General features: G+C 74.1%; 22 protein-coding genes. 14 read left to right on the top strand and 8 right to left on the bottom strand.

Annotated elements, in window-relative coordinates; genetic code table 11:
• The first annotated feature begins 207 nt into the window (after positions 1–207).
• Positions 208–1,326: a dimethylsulfone monooxygenase SfnG gene (sfnG, locus tag HH311_RS22125; RefSeq protein WP_169185867.1), complete on the top strand. Its 1,119-nt coding sequence runs from the start codon at positions 208–210 to the stop codon at positions 1,324–1,326.
• Here the strand turns inward: sfnG and HH311_RS22120 are convergent.
• Positions 1,323–1,862, bottom strand: a complete 540-nt coding sequence (locus tag HH311_RS22120) for a hypothetical protein (RefSeq protein WP_169185866.1) — start codon at positions 1,860–1,862, stop codon at positions 1,323–1,325. The two genes, sfnG and HH311_RS22120, sit on opposite strands and share 4 nt — an antisense overlap.
• On the bottom strand, positions 1,859–3,214 hold the full coding sequence (locus HH311_RS22115; RefSeq protein ID WP_169185865.1) for a molybdopterin-dependent oxidoreductase: 1,356 nt from the start codon (positions 3,212–3,214) through the stop codon (positions 1,859–1,861). Before HH311_RS22115 ends, HH311_RS22120 begins: the two co-directional genes overlap by 4 nt.
• Positions 3,215–3,360: 146 nt before the next feature.
• On the opposite strand from HH311_RS22115, the gene HH311_RS22110 reads away from it, so the two are divergent.
• Together HH311_RS22110 and HH311_RS22105 are read left to right on the top strand one after the other, a co-directional pair.
• Positions 3,361–3,579, top strand: a complete 219-nt coding sequence (locus tag HH311_RS22110) for a dodecin (protein WP_169185864.1) — start codon at positions 3,361–3,363, stop codon at positions 3,577–3,579.
• Positions 3,580–3,675: 96 nt separating this feature from the next.
• Positions 3,676–4,914 (top strand): MFS transporter, encoded by a 1,239-nt coding sequence (locus HH311_RS22105; protein ID WP_169185863.1) that lies wholly within the window; start codon positions 3,676–3,678, stop codon positions 4,912–4,914.
• A 36-nt stretch (positions 4,915–4,950) separates the two neighbouring features.
• Here HH311_RS22105 and HH311_RS22100 read toward each other — a convergent pair whose 3' ends face one another.
• Together HH311_RS22100 and HH311_RS22095 are read right to left on the bottom strand one after the other, a co-directional pair.
• Positions 4,951–6,468, bottom strand: coding sequence for a glutamate--cysteine ligase (locus HH311_RS22100; protein WP_169185862.1), 1,518 nt, complete (start codon positions 6,466–6,468; stop codon positions 4,951–4,953).
• A 384-nt stretch (positions 6,469–6,852) separates the two neighbouring features.
• A complete protein-coding gene (locus tag HH311_RS22095; RefSeq protein ID WP_169185861.1) occupies positions 6,853–7,383 on the bottom strand; it encodes a bifunctional nuclease family protein in 531 nt (176 codons plus the stop codon).
• Positions 7,384–7,624: 241 nt separating this feature from the next.
• Here HH311_RS22095 and HH311_RS22090 point away from each other — a divergent pair, with 241 nt between their 5' ends.
• Together HH311_RS22090 and HH311_RS33505 are read left to right on the top strand one after the other, a co-directional pair.
• The gene (locus HH311_RS22090; protein ID WP_169185860.1) at positions 7,625–8,452 is read left to right on the top strand and encodes an RNA methyltransferase; all 828 of its coding nucleotides are present in this window, start codon (positions 7,625–7,627) and stop codon (positions 8,450–8,452) included.
• Positions 8,449–9,126, top strand: coding sequence for a DUF2537 domain-containing protein (locus tag HH311_RS33505; RefSeq protein ID WP_169185859.1), 678 nt, complete (start codon positions 8,449–8,451; stop codon positions 9,124–9,126). The genes HH311_RS22090 and HH311_RS33505 overlap by 4 nt, the downstream gene beginning before the upstream one ends.
• A gap of 156 nt (positions 9,127–9,282) precedes the next feature.
• On the opposite strand, the gene sepH is transcribed toward HH311_RS33505, so the two are convergent.
• Together sepH and serC are read right to left on the bottom strand one after the other, a co-directional pair.
• Positions 9,283–10,479 carry a septation protein SepH gene (gene sepH, locus HH311_RS22080; RefSeq protein WP_169185858.1) on the bottom strand — a complete coding sequence of 399 codons (1,197 nt, stop codon included), beginning with the start codon at positions 10,477–10,479 and terminating at the stop codon, positions 9,283–9,285.
• A gap of 163 nt (positions 10,480–10,642) precedes the next feature.
• On the bottom strand, positions 10,643–11,782 hold the full coding sequence (gene serC / locus HH311_RS22075; RefSeq protein ID WP_169185857.1) for a phosphoserine transaminase: 1,140 nt from the start codon (positions 11,780–11,782) through the stop codon (positions 10,643–10,645).
• Between the two features lie 189 nt (positions 11,783–11,971).
• Between serC and pdxH the strand changes: the two genes are divergently transcribed.
• Together pdxH and HH311_RS22065 are read left to right on the top strand one after the other, a co-directional pair.
• Positions 11,972–12,601, top strand: a complete 630-nt coding sequence (gene pdxH / locus HH311_RS22070) for a pyridoxamine 5'-phosphate oxidase (protein WP_169185967.1) — start codon at positions 11,972–11,974, stop codon at positions 12,599–12,601.
• 64 nt (positions 12,602–12,665) lie between these two features.
• Positions 12,666–13,976, top strand: coding sequence for an MFS transporter (locus HH311_RS22065; RefSeq protein WP_169185856.1), 1,311 nt, complete (start codon positions 12,666–12,668; stop codon positions 13,974–13,976).
• Here HH311_RS22065 and HH311_RS22060 read toward each other — a convergent pair.
• The gene (locus HH311_RS22060; protein ID WP_169185855.1) at positions 13,916–14,404 is read right to left on the bottom strand and encodes a MarR family winged helix-turn-helix transcriptional regulator; all 489 of its coding nucleotides are present in this window, start codon (positions 14,402–14,404) and stop codon (positions 13,916–13,918) included. The genes HH311_RS22065 and HH311_RS22060 overlap by 61 nt on opposite strands.
• An 87-nt stretch (positions 14,405–14,491) precedes the next feature.
• Between HH311_RS22060 and HH311_RS22055 the strand changes: the two genes are divergently transcribed.
• The 5 genes from HH311_RS22055 to HH311_RS22035 all read left to right on the top strand — a co-directional run bounded on the left by HH311_RS22055 (position 14,492) and on the right by HH311_RS22035 (position 21,267).
• Positions 14,492–16,270, top strand: coding sequence for an ABC transporter ATP-binding protein (locus HH311_RS22055; protein WP_169185854.1), 1,779 nt, complete (start codon positions 14,492–14,494; stop codon positions 16,268–16,270).
• 26 nt (positions 16,271–16,296) lie between these two features.
• On the top strand, positions 16,297–17,214 hold the full coding sequence (locus HH311_RS22050) for an aldose 1-epimerase family protein (RefSeq protein ID WP_169185853.1): 918 nt from the start codon (positions 16,297–16,299) through the stop codon (positions 17,212–17,214).
• The gene (locus HH311_RS22045) at positions 17,211–18,152 is read left to right on the top strand and encodes a carbohydrate kinase (RefSeq protein WP_169185852.1); all 942 of its coding nucleotides are present in this window, start codon (positions 17,211–17,213) and stop codon (positions 18,150–18,152) included. Before HH311_RS22050 ends, HH311_RS22045 begins: the two co-directional genes overlap by 4 nt.
• 228 nt (positions 18,153–18,380) lie before the next feature.
• Positions 18,381–19,685, top strand: a complete 1,305-nt coding sequence (locus HH311_RS22040; RefSeq protein ID WP_169185851.1) for a citrate synthase — start codon at positions 18,381–18,383, stop codon at positions 19,683–19,685.
• A gap of 175 nt (positions 19,686–19,860) precedes the next feature.
• Positions 19,861–21,267: a deoxyribodipyrimidine photo-lyase gene (locus tag HH311_RS22035; RefSeq protein ID WP_169185966.1), complete on the top strand. Its 1,407-nt coding sequence runs from the start codon at positions 19,861–19,863 to the stop codon at positions 21,265–21,267.
• Between the two features lie 125 nt (positions 21,268–21,392).
• On the opposite strand, the gene HH311_RS22030 is transcribed toward HH311_RS22035, so the two are convergent.
• Complete coding sequence (locus tag HH311_RS22030) at positions 21,393–22,007, bottom strand: TetR/AcrR family transcriptional regulator (RefSeq protein ID WP_169185850.1); 615 nt, start codon at positions 22,005–22,007, stop codon at positions 21,393–21,395.
• Between the two features lie 162 nt (positions 22,008–22,169).
• On the opposite strand from HH311_RS22030, the gene HH311_RS22025 reads away from it, so the two are divergent.
• Both HH311_RS22025 and HH311_RS22020 read left to right on the top strand, forming a co-directional pair.
• Positions 22,170–22,958, top strand: coding sequence for an SDR family oxidoreductase (locus HH311_RS22025; RefSeq protein WP_169185849.1), 789 nt, complete (start codon positions 22,170–22,172; stop codon positions 22,956–22,958).
• The gene (locus tag HH311_RS22020) at positions 22,959–24,518 is read left to right on the top strand and encodes a long-chain fatty acid--CoA ligase (protein ID WP_169185848.1); all 1,560 of its coding nucleotides are present in this window, start codon (positions 22,959–22,961) and stop codon (positions 24,516–24,518) included.
• Positions 24,519–25,001 lie beyond the last annotated feature (483 nt).

Below are 25,001 nucleotides of genomic sequence, written 5' to 3'. Positions count from 1 at the left end.
GCACCGGTTGACACGCGCGGGGGCGCCCACAACGGTTGCGCCCGATGGGTTTCGCCGGGATTCCGCTGACGCGCCGCAGGCACGTCGACTTCGGACGTCTCGCGACCCAGGCGTGTCGGCCCTGACCCACGCCCCCACTCCGCCAGCCCGCTCCGCCCCGGCCTGTCCGCCGGGCGCGGCCCACCCCTGCCTCGAGGAGGCCCCACCGTGTCCGTCGGCACCCCCTCCGACCCCCTGAAGTTCGCCTACTGGGTCCCCAACGTCTCCGGGGGCCTGGTGACCAGCGGCATCGAGCAGCGCACCGACTGGAACTGGGACTACAACCGCGAGACCGCGATCGCGGCCGAGAACAACGGCTTCGAGTACGCCTTGTCGCAGGTTCGGTACATGGCGAGCTACTCGGCCGAGTACCAGCACGAGTCCACGTCGCTCTCCCTCGCGATCATGATGGCGACCGAGCGGCTCAAGGTCATGGCCGCGGTGCACCCCGGCATGTGGCACCCCGGGGTGTTCGCCAACTTCGGCGCCACCGCCGACCACCTCACGAACGGCCGGTTCGCGACGAACGTCGTCTCCGGCTGGTTCAAGGGCGAGTTCCAGGCCTTCGGCGAGCCGTGGCTCGAGCACGACGAGCGCTACCGGCGCACCGAGGAGTTCATCCGGTGCCTGAAGGGGATCTGGGAGTCCGACGACTTCACGTTCCTCGGCGACTTCTACCGCTTCCACGACTACACGCTGAAGCCCAAGCCGCTGAACACCCCGGAGCGCCCCCACCCGGAGATCTTTCAGGGCGGCAACTCGACCGCGGCCCGGCAGATGGCCGGCCGGGTGTCGGACTTCTACTTCTCCAACGGCAAGGACTACGACGGCGTCGTCGAGCAGCTGGCCGACGTCAACGCGTCGGCCAAGGAGAACGACCGCTCGGTGAAGTTCGGCCTGAACGGCTTCATGATCATCCGTGACACCGAGAAGGAGGCCCAGGACGTCCTGCGCGAGATCGTCGACAAGGCGAACGTCGAGCAGGTCGAGGGCTTCCGCCAGGCCGTCCAGCAGGCCGGCGCCTCGGCGTCCGACGGCAAGGGCATGTGGGCGGAGTCCTCGTGGGAGGACCTCGTCCAGTACAACGACGGCTTCAAGACCAAGCTGATCGGCACGCCGGAGCAGATCGCCGAGCGGCTGATCGAGTACAAGAAGCTCGGCGTCGACCTCTCCCTGCTGTGCTTCCTGCACGTCAAGGAGGACATCGAGCAGTTCGGTCGCGAGGTCCTGCCGCTCGTGCGCGAGATGGAGGCGGCGCTGCCGGAGCGCGAGCTGGCGCAGGCCTAGGAGCCCTCGGTGCGTGGGTGCGGATCCGTCCCGGGTGGCGGGTCCGTGCCCACGGGCCGGCGCGCCGCCCGGCCCAGCCGGACCGCGTAGACCACGGCCGAGCCGAGGAAGAGCGCCGCCGTCGCGAGCAGCCAACGGTCGAGGAACGGGGCGGTGTCCAGCCCCGCGGCGAAGCGGAGCACGGGCTCGGCGGCCCCGCCGACGGTCGGCCAGAACACGCCGAGCAGCAGCAACGAGCCCATGGCCGGGATCCGGACGTGGTTGGTGCCCGGCACCCGCGGCGGCCGCCCGGTCACCCGGCGCCGGGCCCACCGGCCGGCGGCGAGGCCCCGGTCGGCCAGCGCGTAGAGCGGGTAGAGCACGAGGTCGTGCGCGATCACCGCGCCGAGGAACCAGATCCCGATGAGCTCGGCGTCCGGGTCGTCCACGACGTGGTAGAGCACCCCGCCGACCAGCGCGAACGACCCCAGCAGCGCGAGCAGGTGCAGCGGGTTCGCGCCGTAGGAGCGGGTGAACGCCCGCCAGGCCCGCGTCATCGCCGGAACTCGATCGCGCCGACCCACTTGGTGTTGTGCACGCCCGGCAGCGCCGGGACGATCACGCGCGCCGGGAAGCCGTGGTCGAGCGAGAGGTCCGCCCCGCCGACGCGCAGCGCGAGCAGCGACCGCGGCGCGAGGACCTGCGAGCCCTGCAGCACCACCCGCGCGAACGGCCCGGCGGCCTCCAGCGACTGCACCACCGCCGTCGACGGCGAGGGGACCCCCGCCCGCGCCGCGAGGTCGCGCAGCCGCACCCCGGTCCAGGTCCGTGTGGTCGACCAGCCCTCCACGCACGCGATCGGCAGCGTCTCCGTCGCCAGTCCCATCGCCTCGAGGTCGGCCCGGGTGAGCACCACGGGCGCCCGGCCGCCGGAGAGCCGCAACGCCCAGGAGTCCGCGATGTCGGGACGGATGCCGGCGCCGAAGGCCGTCCGGTTGACCTGGAAGTCGGTGGGGCCCACGACACCGTCCGGGCTGCCGTACGACTGCCCGCGGGGTGAGAGGAACGCCAGCGGCCGCAGGGCGTCGACGGTGTTCCCGACGGCGTGCAGCGCCATGAGCCCGGACCCGCCCGCCACCACCGCGACCAGCGTCCGGCGGCTCATCGACGGCGGCGACGGCGCGACCGCGACCAGGCCGGTGCCGTGGTCGTCGGTCTCGGGCCGGGTCTGCGCCGCCGAGTCGTGCAGCCACCGCCCGACGGCTCCCGCGCGCAGCGCCCGCAGCATCGTCGGGAACTTCAGCAGTACGTGCACGACGAAGCCCGCGATGAACACCCAGGCGCCCCAGTAGTGCCCGGTGTAGAAGCTGAAGCCGAACCCGTAGTCGTACTGGATGTTCATGACGCCGGTGACCATCTCGAACAGCACCCCGCCCACCAGGGCGAGCAGCGAGACGCGCTCGAGCAGCTGGGCGAGCGAGCGCACCGGCGGCCAGGCGAACAGCTTGGGCACCACCGACCACAACTTCGCCAGCACCACCGGGACCAGCACCAGCCCGCCGCCGACGTGCAGCCCCTGCGTGAGGCGGTAGAGCCACGACGGCGAGGTCGGCTGGTCGTAGTAGGGGAGGTGGAACGGCCCGACGTCGGCCGGGGCCGCCTGCCCGAACCAGGGCGCGTAGGTGTCGAAGGACATCAGCCCGGTGACGATGACGACGGTCATGCCCACGAGCAGCACGGCGCCGAACACCGAGGTCAGCCACGGGCCCCGCAGCGGGCTGCGCCAGGTCCGTGCACTGAACGGCGGCGGGACCGGGATGCGGTCGAGGGCGCGCCAGAGCGGCCGCGGGAACCCCTGGGCGGGATCGGGGCGCCGCGGGGACGCCTCGTCGTCGACGGATTCCGGCACGGTTCCTCCTTCCCGGCTCGGGACGGCAGCGCCGCGCCCGTGTGACGGCGGTCGTCGTCACGGTGCCCGTGTGGATGTCCGGGGGCCAACGGGTACCGGTTCGGCAGGAGCACGCAGCCGCGTGCGCACCGGAGCGAGGAGGCCCAGTGGCGGACAACATCTACCGGAAGACCGAGATCGTCGGCACGTCCGAGACCAGCGTGGACGACGCGATCCAGGGAGCCATCAAGCGGGCCGCCGCGACGCTGCGCCAGATCGGGTGGTTCGAGGTCTCCGAGATCCGCGGGCACGTGGAGAACGGCGAGATCGGCCACTACCAGGTCACGCTCAAGGTCGGGTTCGCGCTCGAGGACACCAAGCCGTGAGGTGACGCGGGTGCCCGGCGGCGGCGCGGGTCGCGCCCCGCCGTGGCCGACCCTCCCGGGAGATAGTTGGGTAAGCTCAATTCATGTGAGGACGAGGTGACCGTCGGGACCGCGATGTTCGCCTCGTTGCGCATCCGCAACTACCGGCTCTTCGCCGCCGGGCAGGTCGTGTCCCTCGTGGGCACCTGGATGCAGCGGGTGGCGCAGGACTGGCTGGTCCTCAACCTCTCCGGCGGCAGCCCGGTCGCGCTCGGCGTGGCGGCGGCCCTGCAGTTCGGGCCGACCCTGCTGCTCTCGCTCTTCGGCGGCGCCTTCGCCGACCGCTACGACAAGCGCCGCCTGCTCATCGTGGTGCAGATCGGGATGGGCCTCTGCGCGCTCACCCTCGGCCTGCTCGACGTCACCGGCACCGCGACGCTCGCGATCGTCTACGTGCTGTGCTTCCTCAACGGCTGCTTCTCGGCCGTCGACGCCCCGGTGCGGCAGTCCTTCGCCGGCGAGATGGTGGGGCCGGGCGCGCTCACCAACGCCGTGGCGCTGAACTCGATGACGTTCAACACCGCCCGCATCGTCGGGCCCGCCGTCGCCGGGCTGATGATCGCGGCGATCGGCACCGGCTGGGTGTTCCTGGTCAACGCCGCGACGTTCGTGGCGGTCCTGACCGGGCTCGCGCTCATGCGCCCGGCCGACATGTTCGCCTACGAGAAGCGCCCCGGGCGGGCGCTCGGCGCCGTGCTCGAGGGCCTGCGCGAGGTCCGCCACCGCCCCGACCTCATCCTGCTGCTCACAGTGGTCTTCTTCGTGTCCACCTTCGGCATCAACTTCTTCATGACGCTCGCCATCACCGCGCGCAGCGTCTTCGGGCGCGGCGCCGAGTCCTACGGGCTGCTCACCTCCGCGCTCGCGGTGGGCTGCCTGGCCGGGACCTTCGTGGCGGCGCGCCGGGTCGGGCGGCCGCGGCTGCGGACGGTCCTGCTCGCGGGGCTGTTCTTCGGCGTGGCCGAGCTCTTCACCGGCCTCATGCCGACCTACCTGCTCACCGCGATCCTGCTCGTGCCGACGGGCCTGGGGCAGCTGGTGTTCACGACGGCGGCCAACGCGGCCGTGCAGCTCGGCGTCGGCGAGAACATGCGCGGGCGCGTCATGGGCATCTACATGCTCGTGCTGCTCGGCGGGACCCCGCTCGGCGGGCCGGTGCTGGGCTGGCTCGCGGAGGTCCTCGGCGGGCGTGCCCCGCTGGTCATCGGGGGCATCGCCACCGCGGCGACGGTCGCCGTGGCCGGTGGCCTGCTCGCGTGGCAGGCGCGCCGCCGCGCGCCCGCGGCCGCCGCCTGACCCTTCCCGCCCGACCTCCCGGCCGGTGGGCGTCGGTCACGCCCCGACGGCGGTCACCCCCGCGGCGTCCGAGGTCACCGGCCACGAGTGCACCGGCTGGTTGCCGGCCATGTGGGAGATGTAGCGGTCCAGCATCCGGCGCAGCGCGACCGGCCGGGGGCAGCCGTCCTTCTCCAGGGCCGCCACGGTCTGGGTCTGCCACGACGCGCCGGTGCACCCGGTGCGGCACCGGGCCTCGATGACCGAGAGGTAGCGCTCGGCGACCGACGGCTCGACGTCCCACGCCCGCAGGCCCTCGCGGGCGAGGGGGAGGAGCCGGTCGAGCACGAGCCGGTCGACCCCGACGGTGCCCATCCCCGGCCAGAAGAGCTGGGCGTCCATCCCGTGCTGGGCCCCCGCCACGAAGTTGCCGTACGCGGCGTCGAAGGTCATCGAGCGCCAGGGCGGGTGCTCGAGGGTGACGAGCGCGCGGACCAGGCCGTAGAAGAAGAGCGCGTTGGCGACGGCGTCGATCGCGCTCGGGCCGGCGGGGAGCACGCGGTTCTCCAGGCGGAGGTGCGCCACGCCGTCGGCCACGTCGTACACCGGACGGTTCCAGCGCCAGACCGTGCCGGAGTGCAGCCGCAGCTCGTGCAGCTGCGGGGCCGACCCGGCCTCGAGCTCGGCGAGGGGATCCTCCTCGTCGACCATCGGCAGCAGGGCCGGGAAGTAGCGGACGTTCTCCTCGAACAGGTCGGTGACCGAGGACGCCCACCGGTCGCCGAACCACACCCGCGGGCGGACGCCCTGGTTGCGCAGCTCCACGGGGCGCACGTCGACGGCCTGCTCGAACAGCGGCACCCGGGTCTCGGCCCAGAGCCGGTGGCCGAGCAGGAACGGCGAGTTCGCGGCGAGCGCCACCTGCGCCCCCGCGATCGCCTGCGCGGCGTTCCAGTGCGCCGGGAACGTCTCCGGGGTGAGCTGCAGGTGCAGCTGCAGCGAGGTGCAGGCCGCCTCGGGGGCGATGGAGTCGACGTCGAGGACGAGGCGCTCGTCACGCGAGCCGCTCGGGGCGGCGATGTCGAGCCGGAACGGCTCCCCGCGCGCGTCGACCATCTGCCGGTTGAGCAGGTCGTAGCGGGGGTCGTCGGTGAGCTTGTCGGAGGCGAGGTGCTCGGCGCCGAGGGTGGGCAGGATGCCGATGGTCACCGGGGTGGCCCCGACGACGGCCGCCGAGCGGCGCGCGCACGCGATGGAGGAGACGACGTCGTCCTCGAGGCGGCAGGCGGCCGTCCCGGGCAGCGTGCGCGGCGGCAGGTTGATCTCGAGGTTCCAGCGGCCCAGCTCCGTGGTGAGCAGGTCCGAGGCGGAGCGGTCGAGCACGGCGTGGTTGAGCATCGCCGGCTCCATGCCCTCGTCGACGAGGGCCAGCTCGAGCTCCACCCCGGTGCGCAGCTCGTCGGCGGCGAACCGGCCCTCCGCGACCATCCGCCGCAGGGCCTCGAGGTTGCGGTGGACCTTGGTGCGGTACGGCTCGCGAGCGGAGAGGTCGGTGCGGGAGACGACCCGGCCCATCAGAGCCGGTTCCCGCCCCCCGAGCTCCGGCGGGGACAGGGTGGGCTGCCGACGAGGAAGGCCGCGCCGCCCTCGGGCCGCAGGCCCGACGGATCGTCCGGAACGTGCGCCGAGCTGGTCGGTACGGCGGTCGGACCCATCAGTGCCCGGCTCCCTCTCCTCGACCCGCACCTGACGGCGGAACGCCGTAGGGCGGGGACGCGTTCAGTTACCCCCGACGACCTGGTTCACGGTGACACAGCCGTGTGTCACACACCAGGGGCGACGACCGTTCGCCTCGTCATAGCGTCCGTTCAGCGGAGCCAGTTGATCAAGCCGACCGCTGGGCGCATGTGCAGACGCAGTGGTCGCACGTGACGGGCGTCGGAACCGTCGCGGGCCGGGTCAGGCGCCCCGGCCGAAGTCCTCCGGCGAGACGTTGTCGAGGAACGCCCGGAACCGGTCGACCTCCTCCTCGTCGGGCACGCTCGCCGAGCCCTCCTCGCCCGACTCGTCGTCGTCGACCAGGACCCCGGCCTCGGCGAGGACCGCCTCGGTCGCGTGGATCGGCACGTCGACGTGCAGCGCGATCGCGATCGAGTCGCTGGGCCGCGCCGACACCCGCAGGCCCCGGTCGAAGACCAGGTCGGCGTAGAACGTGCCGCCGCGCACCTCGGTGATCTCGATGCGCTCGAGGGTCCGCCCGAGGGCGGACACGACGTCCGCGATGAGGACGTGGGTCAGGGGGCGCTCCGGGAGGCGGCCCTGCTGCTCCAGCGCGATGGCCTCGGCCTCGGCCAGCCCGATCCAGATCTGCAGGCAGCGCTTGCCCTGGGTCTCCTGCAGGAGCACCACGGGGTGCCGGTTCGTCTCCGACGCCGGTTGCGTTGCCGCGTCGTCGACGGCCAGAACGCCGACCACCCGCATCTCGCTCACGTCTGTCCTCCCGTGCCCCGCGGCTGCACCCGTCCGTCGGTCGGGCTCCGCGACCCCATCCTGGCAGCCGGTGCCCGTGTCGTCAGGGCCCGACGCTGCCGGGTCGCCGTCGCACACCCCGCGCACCGCGCCCCGGCGGTGCTCGTCCGCAGGGCATGCCCCCCGCGCGCCCCCGGCACACCCGTCGTCGTCGACCCGCACGTCCCGGTGTCGCCCGGCCGGCGGGATCGGGTCTGGAACGATGCGGAGCGTGGTGCGGATCGTCGAGCTGGCCGGGCCGGCCGCCGGGGGAGCCGACCGGGCCCGCCTGGAGGACTTCCGCGACCTCGCGCGCGCCGACCGCCGCCCGGACCGGCCCGGCGGCCGCGGGCTCGTCCTGGCCGAGGGCACCGTCGTGGTGCGGCGCCTGCTCGACTCCCCCTACCCGCCGCGGGCCCTCCTCGGCGTCGCCCGGCGCATCGACGAGCTCGCCGGTGAGCTCGCGGGCCTCGACGTCCCGGCGTTCGTCACCGACGCCGGGACCATGGCGTCGGTCGTCGGCTTCCACCTCAACCGCGGGGTCCTCGCCAGCGCCGACCGGACCCCGGCCCCCGACCTCGACCCCCTGCTCGCGCACGCCCGCCGGGTGGCGGTCCTCGAGGCCGTCAACGACCACGAGAACCTGGGCGCGCTCTTCCGCAACGCGGCCGCGCTCGGCGTCGACGCGGTCCTGCTCGCTCCGGGGTGCGCCGACCCGCTCTACCGGCGCAGCGTGCGCGTGTCGATGGGGCACGTGCTGCGCGTGCCGTTCGCGGGCGGCACGTGGCCCGCGCTCGTCGGCGCGCTGCGGCGGGCCGGGTTCGTGCTCGCGGCCCTCACCCCCGCCGGGGAGGCGCCCCCGCAGGCGCTCGCGGGCACGCCGCGGGTGGCCCTGCTGCTCGGCGCCGAGGGGCCCGGCCTGACCGACGAGGCCCTCGCGCTCGCCCACCACCGCGTCGGCATCCCGATGGCCCCGGGGGTGGACTCGCTCAACGTCGCGACGGCGGCCGCCGTCGCCTTCCACGCCGTCGGCCCCGGTGGGGCCCCGTGACGGTCCTCGAGGTCGCGGCGCAGCGGGGGCGGGCGCTGGTCGGCGGCCACGCCGTGGGGCACGACGACGGGGCCGACGTCGGCTGGGGTGCCTACGCGCCCGGCGCCGACCTGCCGGTGGAGCTCGTCGAGCTGCTCGACGAGTGGGCCCGCGCGGCGGAGGCCGTCGCGCGCTCGGGGGCCGGACCGCGCGCGGGCGAGGCGGTGCGGGTGAGCCGCACCGGCCGGCACCTCGCGGCGCGGGTCTCGGTGGCCCTGGGGCGCTCCGTGGACTACTGCGACCCGGTCACCGGGTTCCGCATCCCGCTGCGGGCGGTCAGCGCGGTCACCCGGGTGCCGGAGGTCACGCTGCCCCGCCGGGGGCGGCGTGGGCGCGGGCGGGCCTCCACCGTCTTCGGCGAGCCCACGCCGTGGGCGACGGGCCTGACGCTGGCCGCCCTCGTCGCGGGCCTGGTGCTCCTGCTGAACCTCACGCTGGCGCTGCCGATGGTGGCCGGCCTGGGCCTCGTGGGCCTGCTGATCGACCTCGTGGTGGTCGCCGGGCTGGTGCCCGCCCTGTGGCTGAACCGCCGGGTGCCGACGTGGCGGTGGGCGGTGTGGGGCGCCTTCGCCGGGATGGGCGTGGCGGTGCTGCCGCTGCTCGTGGTGGCCGTGCGGGGGGTGCCGGCGGGGTAGGCGCCGGCCGGTCCGTGGCAGCAATGGCACATTCCTGGCGTCGGACGCGAGGACGGCGCCGTTCACCCATCGCGGCCGGGCTCGCCACCTGGCAGCAATGGCACATTCCTCGCGTGTGACGCCAGGAAGGCGCCGTTCGCTCAGGCGGTGCGGCGCTCAGGAGCGGGGCGAGCGCACCCCGAGCAGGACGTCCTCCCAGGACGGGACGATCGGGTGGTTGCGGCCGCGGCCCTTGGTCCGGGCGCGGTCCGGGTCGTCCCCGCCGCCGTCGTCGCGGCCGGGGTCGGGGCGCGCGGACTCGGAGCGCGACGATTCGGAGCGGGACGATTCGGAGCGGGACGACTCGGAGCGGGACGACTCCGGCCGCGTGGGCTCCGGGCGGGTCGCTTCGCCGCGGTGCCGCGGGGCCGTGGCGCGTCCGGTGTCGCGGGCCCGCCGCTCCGGCGCCCGTGCCTCGGTGCGGCGCGGCTCGGTCGGCCGCTTGTCCGGACGCTTCTCGGCGCCGGCGGGCCGGTCGCTGTCCCGGGCGGCCCCGGCGCGGTCGCCGGAGGCGTGCTGGTCGGGCGTGCGTGGGTCCGGGACCGTGTGCGCGCCGCGGCCGCCCCGCGGGGCGCCGCCCGACCGCGCGCCGCCCGACCGGGGCCGCGCGGTGCCGCCGCCGACCGCCAGTGCGCCCTGGCCGAGCTCCTCGTCCTCCTCCGGGGCCGCCGGCGCCTCGTCGGGCGCGGCGGGGCGGGCGGCCGAGCCGTCGGCCCGCCGCGGGCCGGAGGCCGGCTCGAGGCCCAGCAGTTCGCGCGCCGGCTCGTCGCGCGGGGCGACGGCACCACCCGACGACCCGGGCGTGAAGGTCCAGTGCGCGAGGTGGTCGGAGTGGCCCGTGCGCCACGCGAGCGACACGATCCAGGCGCCGTCCTCGCCCTTCCAGGCGTCCCAGGAGCCGTCGCCGAGGTCCTGTCCGCGGCCGGCGAAGGTCACCGTGAGGATCTCGAGGAGCGAGCGGGGGTCGGGCGCGCCGCCCTCGCCGAGCGGGTGGCCCCGCCCGGCCATCTCGGCCACCCGGGACCGCTCGAGCAGCACCGGGTAGGCGAACCGCTCGACGTGGGCCGCCGGGACCCCCGCCCCGGCGGCCACGTCGGCGACCGACTCCCCGGCCCGGATCCGCGCCTGGATGTCGCGCGGGCGCAGCGGGCTCGTCGTCGCGATCTCCATCTGGCCCAGCCGGCGCACGTCGCCCCTCGCCGCGGCCCGCAGCCGCTCGTCGGAGGGCACGACGAAGCGCTCGTGACGGATCGGGTCCTCGAGGACCACCGTCGACGTCTCTTCGCCGAGGCCCACCACCCGGAGCTCTCGCATGGTCGGCCTCCCCGTCGCCGCGCTGCTCGGCGCCGCGGCCCTGCCCGGGCGCGCCGCCTCGCACGACGACGCTAGGCGAGCGGCCACCCCGGAAGAGGGAGGCGCGCCGGGAGGTGGCTGACCCCACGTGAGCGCCCACCCGTGCGGGGACGCCGCCCGCCCCTCACGACAGCGCGCCCACCACGTGGTCGATGCACTCGGTGAGCTTGGTGACGTCGTCAGGGTCGACGGCGGGGAACATGCCGACCCGCAGCTGGTTGCGGCCGAGCTTGCGGTAGGGCTCGGTGTCGACGACGCCGTGGGCGCGCAGCACCTTCGCGACGGTCGCGGCGTCCACGTCGTCGGTGAAGTCGACGGTGCCGACGACCTGCGAGCGGTGGGCGGGCTCGGCGACGAACGGCGTCGTGTAGGGCGTCTTCTCCGCCCACGCGTACAGCCGGTCCGAGGACTCCTTGGTCCGCGAGGTGGTCCAGGACAGGCCGCCCTGGGCGTTCATCCACTCGATCTGGTCGGCGAGCATGATCAGGGTCGCGACGGCGGGCGTGTTGTAGGTCTGGTCCTTGCGCGAGTTGTCGATCGCGGTCGGCAGCGAGAGGAACTCCGGGATCCAGCGGTCCGTCGCGGCGATCTCGTCGACGCGGGCGAGCGCGTCCGGCGACATCAGCGCGATCCACAGCCCGCCGTCGGAGGCGAAGTTCTTCTGCGGGGCGAAGTAGTAGACGTCGCACTGCGACACGTCGACGGGCAGCCCGCCGGCGGCCGAGGTCGCGTCGATCGCCACGAGCTTCCCGTCGCTGCCCGCGGGGCGGGCGACCGGCAGCGCGACGCCGGTCGAGGTCTCGTTGTGGGCCCAGCCGATCAGGTCGACGGACTCGTCGGAGCGCGGCTCGGGCGCGGTGCCCGGGTCGGAGGACACGACGACCGGGTCGGCGAGGAACGGGGCGCCCGTCGCCACACCGGCGAACTTCGCGGAGAACTCGCCGAAGGTCAGGTGCAGCGACCGCTCGCGGATCAGCCCGACGGCGGCCGCGTCCCAGAACGCCGTGGTCCCGCCGTTGCCGAGGACGACCTCGTACCCCTCGGGCAGCGAGAAGAGCTCCGACAGGCCCGCCCGCACGCGCCCGACCAGCGAGCGCACCGGCTTCTGGCGGTGCGAGGTCCCCATGACGTCGGCCGCGTCGGCCACCGCGCGCAGCTGCTCGGGCCGCACCTTCGAGGGGCCGCAGCCGAAGCGCCCGTCGGCGGGCAGCAGGTCGGCTGGGATCGTCACTGATTCAGCGCTCGTCGTCGTCACACCCGTCATCCTCCCAAGGGCCCCGCCGGGCTGCTGTCGCCCACGTCACCCTCGACGATCCGGAGGGTGTCGTGGGTCACGGGGTGTCCGATCCGCCCCCGCGGTACCTACGGTGGCGCTCTGTCGCACACCGGACACCGAGGAGAACAGCGGGTGAACCCAGTGACGGTCCCGGGCGGGCACGCCGACCTGGCGGGCATGCGGGTCGACTACCGGGCGGGCGAGCTCGACGTCGCCGACCTGGCCCCGACCTGGCACGAGCAGCTCGTCGCGTGGTTGCGGCACGCCCGCGAGGCCGAGCTGCCCGACCCGAACGCGATGGTGCTCGCGACCTCCGACGACGAGCACCGGGTGACCACCCGCACCGTCCTCGCGAAGGACATCGACGAGCGCGGGGTCACCTTCTTCACCAACTACACCTCGGAGAAGTCCCACCAGCTGCGTCAGACCCGCCAGGCCTCGCTGACCTTCCCCTGGTACGCGCTGCAGCGGCAGGCGACGATCGTCGGGCCGGTCGAGCTGCTCGGTGCCGACGCGACCGCGGAGTACTGGCGGACCCGGCCGCGCACCTCGCAGCTCGGGGCGTGGGCGTCGCCGCAGTCGGCGACGGTGCGCGACCGCACCGCCCTGGAGGACCTCTACGCCGCCACCGAGGCCCGGTTCGCCGACGAGGAGGAGATCCCGCCCCCGCCGCACTGGGGCGGCTGGCGGGTGCGCCCCACCCACGTCGAGTTCTGGCAGGGCCGCACCTCGCGGCTGCACGACCGGCTGCGCTTCCGGTTCGACGAGCGCCGGGGGGCGTGGGTCGTGGAGCGGCTGGCCCCCTGAGCGCGACCACGACGAGGGAAGGCTCACGCGGAGGTCACCCCCGCGCCGCGCCTACGATCCTTGGGTGAGCGAACGATCGCGCCGCGGCCTCTTCGCCGACACGACCCCGCTGCGGACCCCGCCGTTCCGGCGGCTCTGGACGGCGGGCGTGGTCACCGTCGTGGGCGCGCAGCTGACGGTCGTCGCCGTGCCCTTCCAGCTCTACGAGCTCACCGGGTCGTCGGCCTGGGTCGGCCTGACGGGGCTGTTCGGGCTGGTCCCGCTGATCGTGTTCGGGCTCTGGGGCGGGGCGATCGCCGACGCGGTCGACCGGCGGATGCTGCTCGTGGTCTCGGGCGTCGGGATCGCCGTGACCTCGGCGCTGCTCGGCATCACGGCGGTCACGCACCTCGGCGGCCCGTGGACCGTCCTGGTCATCTTCGCCGTCCAGACCGCCTGCCTCGCGGTCAACCAGCCGACCCGCTCCGCCGTCCTGCCGCGCATCCTGCCGGTCGACCAGCTCCCGGCGGCGAACACGCTGTGGTTCACCGTGCAGCAGCTCGGCGCCTTCGCCGGGCCGCTGGTGGGCGGGGTCGCGCTGGCCTTCGTCGACGTCGGGGCCCTCTACTTCGTCGACACGGTCTGCCTCTTCGCGTCGATCTGGGCCGCCTACCGGCTGCCGAGGCTCCCGGTGGGCGACGACGACCCGGGCGGGTTCCGGGGGGTGGCGCGCGCGATCCGGCGCAGCGCCGGGCTCCGCTCGGTGGTCGACGGCTTCCGCTACGCCGCCATGTCGAAGGTGCTGCTGGTCAGCTTCCTCGCCGACCTCGTGGCGATGGGCTTCGGCATGCCCCGCGCGGTGTTCCCCCAGGCCGCGGTCGAGACCTACGGCGGCGGCCCGGCCTACGGCCTGCTCTCGGCGGCGATCGCGGGCGGGGCGGCGCTGGGCGGCCTGCTCTCCGGGCGGTTGCACGGCATCGCGCGCCAGGGCGTGGCGGTGACGATCGCCGTGGGCCTGTGGGGCCTCGGGGTCGCGCTGTCCGGGCTGACATCGGTCCTCTGGCTGGCCGTCCTGCTGCTCGCCGCGGCCGGCGCGGCGGACCTGGTCAGCTCGGTGTTCCGCTCGACGATGCTCCAGACCGTCGCCACCGACGAGATGCGCGGCCGGATGCAGGGCGTCTTCGTGGTGGTCGTCGCGGGCGGTCCCCGGGTCGCGGACCTCTGGCACGGCTGGGCCGCGGACGCGATCGGGACGGGACCCACGACGACCCTCGGGGGCCTCGCCGTGATCGTCGGGATGGTCGTCGTGGTGCTCGCCTTCCCCGCGTTCTGGCGCTACCGCGCGCCGGTGGCGGGGGAGGACGCCGAGGCGGACGCGTCGGTCGGCCGGTCCTGATCCGGCGCGGGCTCGGCCAGCAGCAGGCGGAGCAGGCGCTCGAGCTCGGCGCGGTCGGCGTCGTCGAGCCCGGCGAAGAGGCGGTCGGCCTCCGCGGCCCGGGCCCCCCGGATCGCCCGCGCCACCTCGGTGCCGTGGTCGGTGACGACGACGAGCGTGGCCCGGCGGTCGTCGGGGTCGGTCTCCCGGCGGACCAGCCCGCGCTCGGAGAGCGCGTCGACCACCTCGGTGGCCGAGCGCGGCGCGATGCCGAGGTGGCCCGCGAGCGTGCCCGGCCGGACCGGGCCGTGGCGCATCAGCGTGCCGAGTGCCCGCAGCTGGGACGGCGTGACCTCCCACGGCGCGAGCGACTCCCGCGAGGCGTGGCGCAGCCGCCGGGCGACCGCCCAGAACAGGTCGCTCACCGAGGCAGGCTCGTCGTGCTCCACGGGAACAGCGTAGCGCGAACTCGTGTTGTAGCCTCATCATGAGGTTGCCTCAGCAACCTCCGTCACCACGTGCCCAGGAGGCGCCCCTTGCCCCGCACTCCGGAAGTCAGCCGCGAGGAGCGCGCCCGGAACCGCGAGCAGGCCAAGCAGGTCTCGCTGCGCCGGATCGCGCGCCTCTTCGCGCCCCACCGCCACTCCCTCGCCGTCGTCGTCGCCGTGATCGTCGCGTCGTCCGTCGTCGGCATGGCCTCGCCGTTCCTGCTCCGCGCCGTCATCGACGACGCGCTGCCCCACCGCGACGTCCGCCTGCTCGTCTGGCTGGCGGCCGGCATGGTCGCCGTCGCCGCGGTGACGGCCGCGTTCGGCGTCGTCCAGACCTGGATCTCCACCCGCGTCGGCCAGCTCGTCATGCACCGGCTGCGCACCGACGTGTTCGCCCACCTCCAGCGCCTCTCGCTGGGGTTCTTCACCCGCACCCGCACCGGCGAGGTGCAGTCGCGGATCACCAACGACATCGGCGGCATGCAGACCGTCGTCACCTCGACCGCGACCTCGATCGCGGCGAACGTCACCACCGTCGTCGCGAGCGCCGTCGCGATGGTGGCGCTGTCCTGGCAGCTCTCGCTGGTCACACTGGTCGTGCTGCCGCCCTCGGTCCTGCTCTCGCGCCGCGTCGCGCGCGTGCGCCGGCGGCTCACCGCCGAGCGCCAGCGCGAGCTCGCCGACCTGAACGTCACCATCGAGGAGGGCCTCTCGATCGACGGCGTGACGCTGGCCCGCACCCTCGGGACCGGCGACGCGCTCGTGTCCCGGTTCACCGACTCGTCGCTGCGCCTGACCGACCTCGAGCTGCGCAGCCAGCTCGCCGGGCGCTGGTGGATGGCGACGATGAGCATCGTCTTCGCCGCGATCCCCGCCCTGATCTACCTGGGGGCCGGCCTGCCGTGGACGGCGGGCGCGCTGTCGATCGGGACGCTCGTCGCGTTCACCTCGCTGCAGGCGGGGGTGTTCCGGCCGCTGTCCTCGCTGCTCGACGTCGGGGTGTCGATCTCCGCGTCGCTGGCGCTGTTCGCGCGGATCTTCGAGTACCAGGACACCGCGATCGACGTCGAGGAGCCGGAGCACCCGGTCGACCTCCCGGCCCCGCGGGGCGACCTGCGGATCTCGCACGTGACGTTCGCCTACCCCGGCGCCGACCGGGAGGCGCTGCACGACGTCGACCTCACCGTCCCCGCGGGCTCGACGCTCGCGGTCGTCGGCGAGACCGGCTCGGGCAAGTCGACCCTGGGCTCGCTCGTCGCGCGGCTGCACGACCCCGACGCCGGGCGCATCACCGTCGACGACGTCGACCTGCGCGACCTGCGGCTGGCCGACCTCGCGCGCATCGTCGGCGTCGTCAGCCAGGACACCTACCTGCTGCACGCCTCGGTGCGCGACAACCTGCGCTACGCCAAGCCGGACGCGACCGACGCGGAGATCGAGGCGGCCGCCCGCGGCGCGCAGATCCACCACGTGATCGCCGACCTGCCCGAGGGGTACGACACCGTCGTGGGCCCCCGCGGGCACCGGTTCTCCGGCGGCGAGCGGCAGCGGCTCGCGATCGCGCGCACCCTGCTGCGCGACCCGCGGGTCCTCGTGCTCGACGAGGCCACGAGCGCCCTGGACACCGCCACGGAGCGGGCCGTCCAGGAGGCCTTCGACACGCTGGCCCACGGCCGCACCACGATCACGATCGCCCACCGGCTCTCCACGGTCCGCGAGGCCGACCGGATCGCGGTGCTCGACCACGGCCGCGTCGTGGAGTCCGGCACCCACGCCGACCTGGTGTCCTCCGACGGTCGGTACGCGGCCCTGACGGCCGCGTAGGCAAGCGCGTACTACGGTCGGCGGTCATGGCGCCCACCGGGCAGCAGTACGAGATCCGTTCGGGGCGGGCGCACGCCGTCGTCACCGAGGTCGGGGCGGGGCTGCGCGCCTTCACCGTCGACGGGGCCGAGCACGTCGAGACCTACGCCGAGGACGCCTCCCCGCCGATGGGCGCGGGCTGCGTGCTCCTGCCGTGGCCGAACCGCACCGCGGGCGCCCGGTTCACCTGGCGCGGCGCGACCCACGACCTCGAGGTGACCGAGCCGGCCCGGGGGCACGCGATCCACGGGCTGGTGCGGCACCGGCCGTGGACCGTCACCGTCCACGACGACGCCGCGGTCACCCTCACGGTCGAGGTCCCCGGCGGGGCCGACGCCGACGCCCACGGCTGGCCGCAGCCGCTGCACGTCGAGACCACCTACGCGGTGGACGGCGAGCGCGGGTCGCTCACCGTGTCCCACTCGGTCACGAACACCGGCGACGGCGACGTCCCGGCCGGCGTCGGCACCCACCCCTACCTGCGCGCCGGGGACCACCCCTCCGACGAGTGCACGCTCACGGTCGCCACCGCGACGGTGCTCGACGTCGACGACGCCCTCGTGCCGACCGGCCCCGCCCGCGAGGTCACCCCGGCGGAGTCGCTGCGCCGCGGCCGGCCGGTGGCCGAGCTCGACCTCGACACCTGCTTCGGGGTGAGCGGCGGCGTCGCGGGGGTGCTCGCCGAGCTGCGTGCCCCCGACGGCACCGGCACCCGGCTCTGGGGCGACCGCAACGTCGCCTGGGTGCAGGCCTTCACCCCGCAGAGCCCGTTCGGCCGGCCCGGGAAGGCGGTCGCGGTCGAGCCGATGACGTGCCCGCCCGACGCGCTGAACTCGGGGACCGACCTCGTCGTGCTCCAGCCCGGGGCGACGTGGACCGTGCGGTGGGGGCTGGAGGCGCTGTGACCGCCTCGCGCCGGCGGGTCGTGGTGGGCGGCGAGGCCCTCGTCGACCTGGTGCCGGTCGACCAGGGCCCGCTCGCGCCGCTCGCGCCGCGGCTGGGCGGCGGCCCCTACAACGTCGCGATCGGCCTGGGTCGGCTGGGGACGCCCGCGAGGATGCTCACCCGGCTCTCCCGCGACGCGTTCGGCGACGCGCTGCTCGACCGGCTCCGCGACTCGGCCGTCGACGTCGCGCTCGTGCAGCGCGGGGACGAGCCCTCCACGCTCGCCGTCGTCACGCTGGACGGCTCGGGCGCCGCCCGGTACTCGTTCCACGTGGCGGGCGCGGCGGACCGCCTCGTCGCCGACCCGGGCGAGCTGCCGGCGGACACCGCCGCCCTCGCCGTCGGGACCCTGTCGCTGCTGCTGGAGCCGGGCGCCTCGGTGTACACCGGGCTCGCCCGCCGGGCCGCGGACGCCGGCGTGTTCGTCAGCCTCGACCCCAATATTCGGCCCGCGCTCGTCGACGACCCCGACGTGGTCCGTGCCCGCCTGGACGCGATCGCCGCCCGCGCGGGCCTGGTCAAGCTCTCCGATGAGGACGCCGCCTGGTGGGGCCGCTCCCCGGCCGACCTGATCGCGGCGGGCGCCGGCGCGGTCGTCGTGACCCGCGGCGCCGAGGGGCTCGTCGCGCACACCCGCCGCGGCGCGGTGGCCGTCGCCGCCGACACCTCGCGACCGGTCGTCGACACCATCGGGGCGGGCGACTCGGTGCACTCCGCGCTGCTCGCGCACCTGCACGCCCACGACCTCCTCGCCGCCGACCGCCTCGCCGCCCTCGACGACGACGGCTGGCGGGCGGCCCTGGGGTTCGCGGCCCGGGTGGCGAGCTGGACCGTCTCGCGGGCCGGTGCCGAGCCGCCGACGCGGGCCGAGCTCGACGGCGAGGGCGCGTCGGGCTGAATCGTGACGGGGACCACTCCGTCGGTGTCCGGTCTCCGTGCTGCGGTGATCGAGCGCCGGGCGCTACGGTTCGCCCTGCGTACGACGCCCCACACCCGCGGGAGTTCCGCCTCGGGGGGACGCCGCTCCCGATCCCGGGTGACCGACCGTCCGCCGGGGACCGGTCGGGCGCCTCCCCCCGCTCCGAGTGGCCCTCCCGCACGAGATGCGTGAAGAGGGATGCACGACATGGCCGACGACGGCGAGAAGCGCACCGCCACCCTGTCCTACCCGGGTGGCGAGCACACCATGGAGATCGTCGAGGCCACCGAGGGTGCCTCCGGTGTCCAGCTCGGGAAGATGCTCGGCGAGACCGGCCTGATCACGCTCGACCCCGGATTCGTCAACACCGGGTCCTGTCGCTCCGACATCACCTACATCGACGGCGACGCCGGGATCCTGCGCTACCGCGGTTATCCGATCGAGCAGCTGGCGAAGAGCTCCACCTTCGTCGAGACCAGCTACCTGCTGATCTACGACGAGCTGCCGAACCAGAAGCAGCTCGACGACTTCACCCAGCAGATCCAGCGGCACACCATGCTGCACGAGGACCTCAAGAAGTTCTTCGACGGCTTCCCCGTGGACGCGCACCCGATGCCGGTGCTGTCCTCCGCGGTCTCCGCGCTGTCGACCTTCTACCAGCGCTCGCTGGACCCCTTCGACGAGCCGAACGTCGACCTCTCGACGGTGCGCCTGCTCGCCAAGGTCCCGACGATCGCGGCCTACGCCTACAAGAACTCCATCGGGCAGCCGTTCCTCTACCCGGACAACAACCTGAACCTGGTGGAGAACTTCCTGCGGATGACGTTCGGCCTGCCGGCCGAGCCCTACGAGGTCGACCCCGAGGTCGCCCGCGCGCTGGACATGCTGTTCATCCTGCACGCCGACCACGAGCAGAACTGCTCGACGTCGACGGTGCGCATGGTCGGCTCCTCGCAGGCCAACCTGTTCGCGTCGATCTCGGCGGGCATCAACGCGCTGTTCGGCCCGCTGCACGGCGGCGCGAACGCCGCGGTGCTCTCGATGCTCGAGAGCATCCGCGACAACCACGGCAACACCGACGACTTCGTCGCGAAGGTCAAGAACAAGGAGCCCGGCGTCCGCCTCATGGGCTTCGGGCACCGGGTCTACAAGAACTACGACCCGCGCGCGGCGATCGTCCGCGACACCGCCCGCGGCATCATCGAGAAGCTCGGCGGCGGTGACGAGCTGCTCGACATCGCGATGAAGCTCGAGGACTACGCCCTCAACGACGACTACTTCGTGGAGCGCAAGCTCTACCCGAACGTCGACTTCTACACCGGCCTGATCTACCAGGCCATGGGCTTCCCGACCGAGATGTTCACGGTCCTGTTCGCCATCGGCCGCCTCCCGGGCTGGATCGCCCACTGGCGCGAGATGATCGAGGACCCGGACACCCGCATCGGGCGCCCGCGCCAGGTCTACACCGGCCCGTCGGAGCGCGACTTCGTCCCGATGGACCAGCGCTCGTAGCACCACCCCCCCCCGGCGCGAGGGGAACCCTCGTGCGTCTAGAACGACCGGATCCTCCCCTCGCGGCCGCCGTCGCCGGCGCGCGAGGGGAGGATTTCGTCGCTCTACACGGCCGAGGGGTCCCCTCGCGCGGTCCGGGATGGGTGACGACGGCGGGCGCGGGTACCTGCTGGGCATGGCCTCCGGTGCGGACTCCACCCGACCCGACTCCACCGCCGTCGTCTGGTTCCGCCGCGACCTGCGCGTGCACGACCAACCGATCCTGCGTGACGCCGCGGCCCGGGCCGACCGCGCGCTCGCGCTGTTCGTGCTCGACCCGGCGCTGCTCGGTCCCTCCGGGTCGCGTCGCCGGACGTTCCTCTACCGCTGCCTGCGCGCGCTCGACGAGTCGCTCGGGGGGAGGCTGCTGGTGGTCAGGGGCGACCCGGCCGACGTCGTGCCGCGCATCGCCGCGGCCGTCAAGGCCTCGAGCGTCCACACCGCCGCGGACTACAACCCCTACGGCCGGGGCCGCGACGAGGCCGTCGAGAAGGCGCTCGGCGACAAGGGCGTCGAGCTCGTCCGCTCCGGCTCGCCCTGGCTCACCGAGCCGGGCTCGATCAGCAAGTCCGACGGCGAGCCCTACAAGGTGTTCACCCCGTTCTCCCGGGAGTGGACGAAGCGCGTCGCCGACGCGGCCCCCGTCGACACCGACGCGGAGACCGTGACCTGGATGGACCCGTCGGACAAGGACGGCGGGCCCCGGGCGGTGAAGATCCCCGACGACGAGGCGGTCGACGCCGAGCTCCCCGAGGCCGGCGAGCAGGCCGCCCACGACCAGTGGGGCGCGTTCGTCGACGAGTACCTCGAGGACTACGACGAGCTGCGCAACCGGCCCGACCGACCGGCCACCTCGCGCATGTCGGTGCACCTGAAGTACGGCACCGTGCACCCCCGCACGCTGCTCGCCGACGCCCGCGGCGACGGCAAGGGCGCGACGTCGTTCCGCAACGAGCTGTGCTTCCGCGACTTCTACGCCCACGTGCTCTGGCACTGGCCCCGCTCGGCCCGCGAGAACTTCGACCCGAAGTTCGACCGCATGGAGCTCGACACCGGGAAGCAGGCCGACGAGAAGTTCGCGCGGTGGCAGGAGGGCCGGACCGGCTTCCCGGCGATCGACGCCGCGATGCGCCAGTTGCGGGGCGAGGCCTGGATGCACAACCGGATGCGGATGGCCGTCGCGTCGTTCCTCGTCAAGGACCTGCACCTGCCGTGGTGGTGGGGCGCGCGGCACTTCATGGACCTGCTCGTCGACGGCGAGCTCTCCTCCAACCAGCACGGCTGGCAGTGGGCCGCGGGCACCGGGACCGACGCCGCGCCGTACTTCCGCGTGTTCAACCCCGTGACCCAGGGGGAGCGGTTCGACCCGCAGGGCGACTACGTCCGCCGGTGGGTGCCCGAGCTCGCCGACGTCGAGGGGCTCGAGGGCAAGAAGGTCCACCAGCCCTGGAAGCTGGAGAACCCGCCCGAGGACTACCCGGCCCCGATGGTCGACCACAAGGCCGAGCGCCAGGAGGCGCTGCGCCGGTTCGAGCGCTTGTGAATGGATTTCGTCGTGGGAGCGACGAAATCCATTCACACCAGCAGGTCCCGCCGCGGCCCTGACCTGGCGGCTTGTGAGTGGATTTCGTCGCTCCCACGACGAAATCCATTCACATGGCCGAAGGCCTACACCAGGCGCTCGAGCAGGAGCCGGGTGCCGGCCCGCAGGTCGTCCAGGGCCTCCGGGTCGGCGGCGAGGTGGCGGAGCAGGGCCTGCTGGAAGAGGCCGTCGAAGGCCGCGTAGGCGGTGGCGCTGGTGCACGCCGGCTCTCGGCCGGACAGGTGCGCGTAGGTGGTGACGATCCGCCAGATCATCCGCTCGAGCCCGGCGTCGATCTCGCCCACGTCGAGCCGGAACGACTCCTCGAACATCGATTGCGACCGCAGGTCGTACCAGAGCCGGTGCATGAGCGCGTCGCTCTCCAGCGTCGCCGCGAGCCCGTCCCCGGCGTCGCGGGCGAGCGCGTCGGCCGCCGTCGCGTGGGTGGCGACGGCGTCGTAGCGCTCGACGCACTGCGTCTTGAACCGCTGCACGCAGTAGGTGATCAGCTCGACCTTGTCGCGGAAGTAGTAGTGCAGCACGCCGTGGCTGAAGTCGGAGTTCTGCGCGATCTCCCGCAGGCTCGTGCGGGCGTAGCCGAGGGTGGCGAGCGTCTGGAGGGCGGCGTCCGCGAGCTCGCGCCGCCGGTCCTCGAACTTGTCGGCCGGCCGGCGGCGTCCGCGCGCATCGGTGCTGGTCACGTGGTGGTCTCCCGAGGGCTGCCGAGACGACGACGATGCTAACCCGGATCCCTTGACACCCGTCAGGGTTTTTCTTGACGACTGTCCAAGACCCTCCCTACTGTGATCCGCGTCGCACGACGAGGTGCCGGCCCGGCGAGGGTCCGGCGGGGAGGAGCGAGGGTGGGTGCGTTCGATCTGACCGGACGGAAGGTGCTGGTCACCGGCGGGGCCCAGGGGCTGGGCGAGGGCATGGCCCGCGCGCTGACCGCGGCCGGCGCCTCGGTGGTCATCGCCGACGTCGCGAAGGACCTCGGCGAGCAGACGGCGGCCTCGGTGGGGGCCGGTTTCGTCGCCCTCGATGTCACCGACGACGCCGGCTGGGAGACCGCGATCGGCCAGGTGATCAGCGAGCTCGGCGGCCTCGACGTCGTGGTCAACAACGCCGGCCTCGAGGTGACCCAGCTGCTCGTCGACACCGAGCCCGACGACGTCCGGCGGCTGCTCGAGGTCAACCTCATCGGCACCATGCTCGGCATCAAGCACGCGTTCCGCGCGATGCGCCCGGGCGGCCCGGCGGGCGGGGGCGGCGCCGTCATCAACGTCTCCTCGGTCGCGGCGACCATCGCCTTCCCCTCCATCGGCGCCTACTCGGCGACCAAGTCCGGCGTCGACCGGCTCACCCGGATCGCGGCGGCCGAGTCCGGCAAGCTCGGCTACGGCGTGCGCGTCAACTGCGTCTACCCCGGCCTCATCCCCACCGCGATGGGCCAGAAGCTCGCCGTCGAGACCGCCGGCCTGGGGCTGTTCGGCAGCCCCGAGGAGGCCGTGGGCGCCGTCGTCGAGCTGACGCCCTCGGGACGCCTCGGCGAGGTCTCCGACATCGCCGACGCCGTGGTCTTCCTCGCCTCCGACGCCTCCCGCTTCGTCAACGGGGCCGGCCTGCCCGTCGACGGCGGCATGGGGATGTAGATGTCCCTGGCGTCCTACCTGGACAAGGGGGCGTCGCTCGGCGGCGACGCCCCCTGTCTGACCCTCGACGGCGAGACCCGGACCTACGACGAGGTCGTCGCGCTCTCCCGCGACGTGGCGCGGGCGCTGCGCCGGGGCGGGGTCGGCGCCGGGGACCCGGTCGGCATCCTCTCGGCGAACCACCCGACGTCGTTCACCTGCGTCTTCGGGATCGCGCGCGCCGGGGCGGTGTGGTGCCCGATCAACCCCCGCAACGCGGCCGGCGAGAACCGGGAGCTGCTGGCGCTCTTCGGCTGCACCGCGCTGCTCTTCCAGGCGAGCTTCGCCCCGCTCGTCGCCGAGATCGCCCCGCAGCTGCCCGCGCTCACCACGCTGGTGTGCCTCGACGACCCCGAGCCGGCCGTCGAGGGCGCCGTGGGCCTCGAGGCGTGGCTCGCGGCCGCCGCCGAGGACCCCGCCTGGTCCGACGTGGTCGTCGACGAGGGCCGGGCCGGGGACGAGGTCGTCGCGCTCGTGGGCACCGGCGGCACCACGGGCCGGCCCAAGGGCGTGCAGCTGACCGACCGCAACCTCGAGACGATGACCGCGGTCACGCTCATGGCCTACCCGCTCGAGCGCCGGCCGGTGTACCTCGCGCTCGCGCCGCTGACGCACGCGGCCGGGGTGCTCTGCTTCCCGATCCTCGCCCAGGGCGGGGAGATCGTCGTCATGGCCGCGCCCGACGTCGGGGGGTTCCTCGGGCTGGTCGCACGGCACCGCGTGACCCACACGTTCCTGCCGCCGACGCTGATCTACATGGTCCTCGACCACCCCGACCTGGCGACGACGGACCTCCGCTCGCTGCAGTGCTTCTGGTACGGCGCCGCCCCGATGTCGACGGCGCGGCTGGCGGACGCCTGCGAGCGGATCGGGCCGATGGCGCAGCTGTTCGGGCAGTCCGAGGCACCGATGATGATCTCGACGATGGGCCCGGCCGAGCACCGGCACGCCGACGGGTCGCTCGCCACCGAGCGGTTCGCGTCCGCGGGCCGCCCGTCGCCGCTGGTCACCGTGGCCATCATGGCGCAGGACGGGAGCCTGCTCGGCCGGGGCGAGCGCGGCGAGATCGTCATCCGCAGCTCGCTGGTCATGGCCGGGTACCACGAGGACCCGGAGGCGACCGCCGAGGTCTCGGCCCACGGGTGGCACCACACCGGCGACGTCGGCTACCTCGACGACGACGGCTGGCTGTTCATCGTCGACCGCGCCAAGGACATGGTCATCACCGGCGGGTTCAACGTGTACTCGGCCGAGGTCGAGCAGGCGCTGATGGCCCACGACGCGGTCGCCGACTGCGCCGTGGTCGGCCTGCCCGACGAGAAGTGGGGCGAGCGGGTGGTGGCCGCGGTCCAGCTCCGGCCGGGCGCCTCCGCCGATCCCGACGACCTCATCGCGTTCACCAAGGAGCGGATCGGCAGCGTCAAGGCTCCCAAGCAGGTCTGGTTCTGGGACGACCTGCCCCGCTCCACCGTCGGGAAGGTGCTCAAGGCGGACGTCCGCTCCCAGCTGGTCGAGAGCTGAGGTCGCCGCGGCCCGGGGTGATCACGCTCCGGGCGTCGGCGACCACGGATCGCGATCTCGGACGAGCGGCGTCACTCGCCCGCCCCGGAGGCGTCGTGTCCATGAGGGACGGCGCCACCCGATCGTGACGTGACCGTCCCCGAACGGACGCTCCGCCGGCACGGCCGGACGGAGCAGCATGTGCCGGTGATCGCGCCGGCCAGGGGCGCATGGGGGGTGGGACGCGGTGCGGCTGCTGGTCGTCCTCGTGGTCACGGTGGCGCTGCTCGTCGCCGCGACGCCGATCGCGCTCTCGCAGGCTCCGCCGCTGCACTCGCCGCTGCTCGCGGTGGTGGCGTTCGGGATCGCGGTGATCGCGCTCGTCGCCGGGGTGGCGCTCCTGGTCCGGGCCACGTCGCTCGGCCGGCGGGCGGCCCTCGCCGGTCCCGCCGGTCCCGCCGGGCGCCCGGTGGGTCCGCGGCGGGGCGCCCTGGTGGCGCGGGT

This window comes from Actinomycetospora sp. TBRC 11914 (assembly GCF_012933465.1).
Classification (GTDB): Bacteria; Actinomycetota; Actinomycetes; order Mycobacteriales; family Pseudonocardiaceae; genus Actinomycetospora.
Note: the sequence above shows the minus strand (reverse complement) of the source record. Positions and strands in the feature narration are given on the sequence as shown.

Excerpts from the sequence above, each read along its gene's own strand:
- HH311_RS22020 (WP_169185848.1), top strand. The coding sequence starts at position 22,959 with ATGTCCCTGGCGTCCTACCTGGACAAGGGGGCGTCGCTCGGCGGCGAC.
- HH311_RS22035 (WP_169185966.1), top strand. The coding sequence starts at position 19,861 with ATGGCCTCCGGTGCGGACTCCACCCGACCCGACTCCACCGCCGTCGTC.
- HH311_RS22040 (WP_169185851.1), top strand. The coding sequence starts at position 18,381 with ATGGCCGACGACGGCGAGAAGCGCACCGCCACCCTGTCCTACCCGGGT.
- sepH (WP_169185858.1), bottom strand. The coding sequence starts at position 10,479 with ATGCGAGAGCTCCGGGTGGTGGGCCTCGGCGAAGAGACGTCGACGGTG.
- serC (WP_169185857.1), bottom strand. The coding sequence starts at position 11,782 with ATGACGGGTGTGACGACGACGAGCGCTGAATCAGTGACGATCCCAGCC.
- pdxH (WP_169185967.1), top strand. The coding sequence starts at position 11,972 with ATGCGGGTCGACTACCGGGCGGGCGAGCTCGACGTCGCCGACCTGGCC.
- HH311_RS22100 (WP_169185862.1), bottom strand. The coding sequence starts at position 6,468 with ATGGGCCGGGTCGTCTCCCGCACCGACCTCTCCGCTCGCGAGCCGTAC.
- HH311_RS22090 (WP_169185860.1), top strand. The coding sequence starts at position 7,625 with ATGCGGAGCGTGGTGCGGATCGTCGAGCTGGCCGGGCCGGCCGCCGGG.
- HH311_RS22050 (WP_169185853.1), top strand. The coding sequence starts at position 16,297 with ATGGCGCCCACCGGGCAGCAGTACGAGATCCGTTCGGGGCGGGCGCAC.
- HH311_RS22120 (WP_169185866.1), bottom strand. The coding sequence starts at position 1,862 with ATGACGCGGGCCTGGCGGGCGTTCACCCGCTCCTACGGCGCGAACCCG.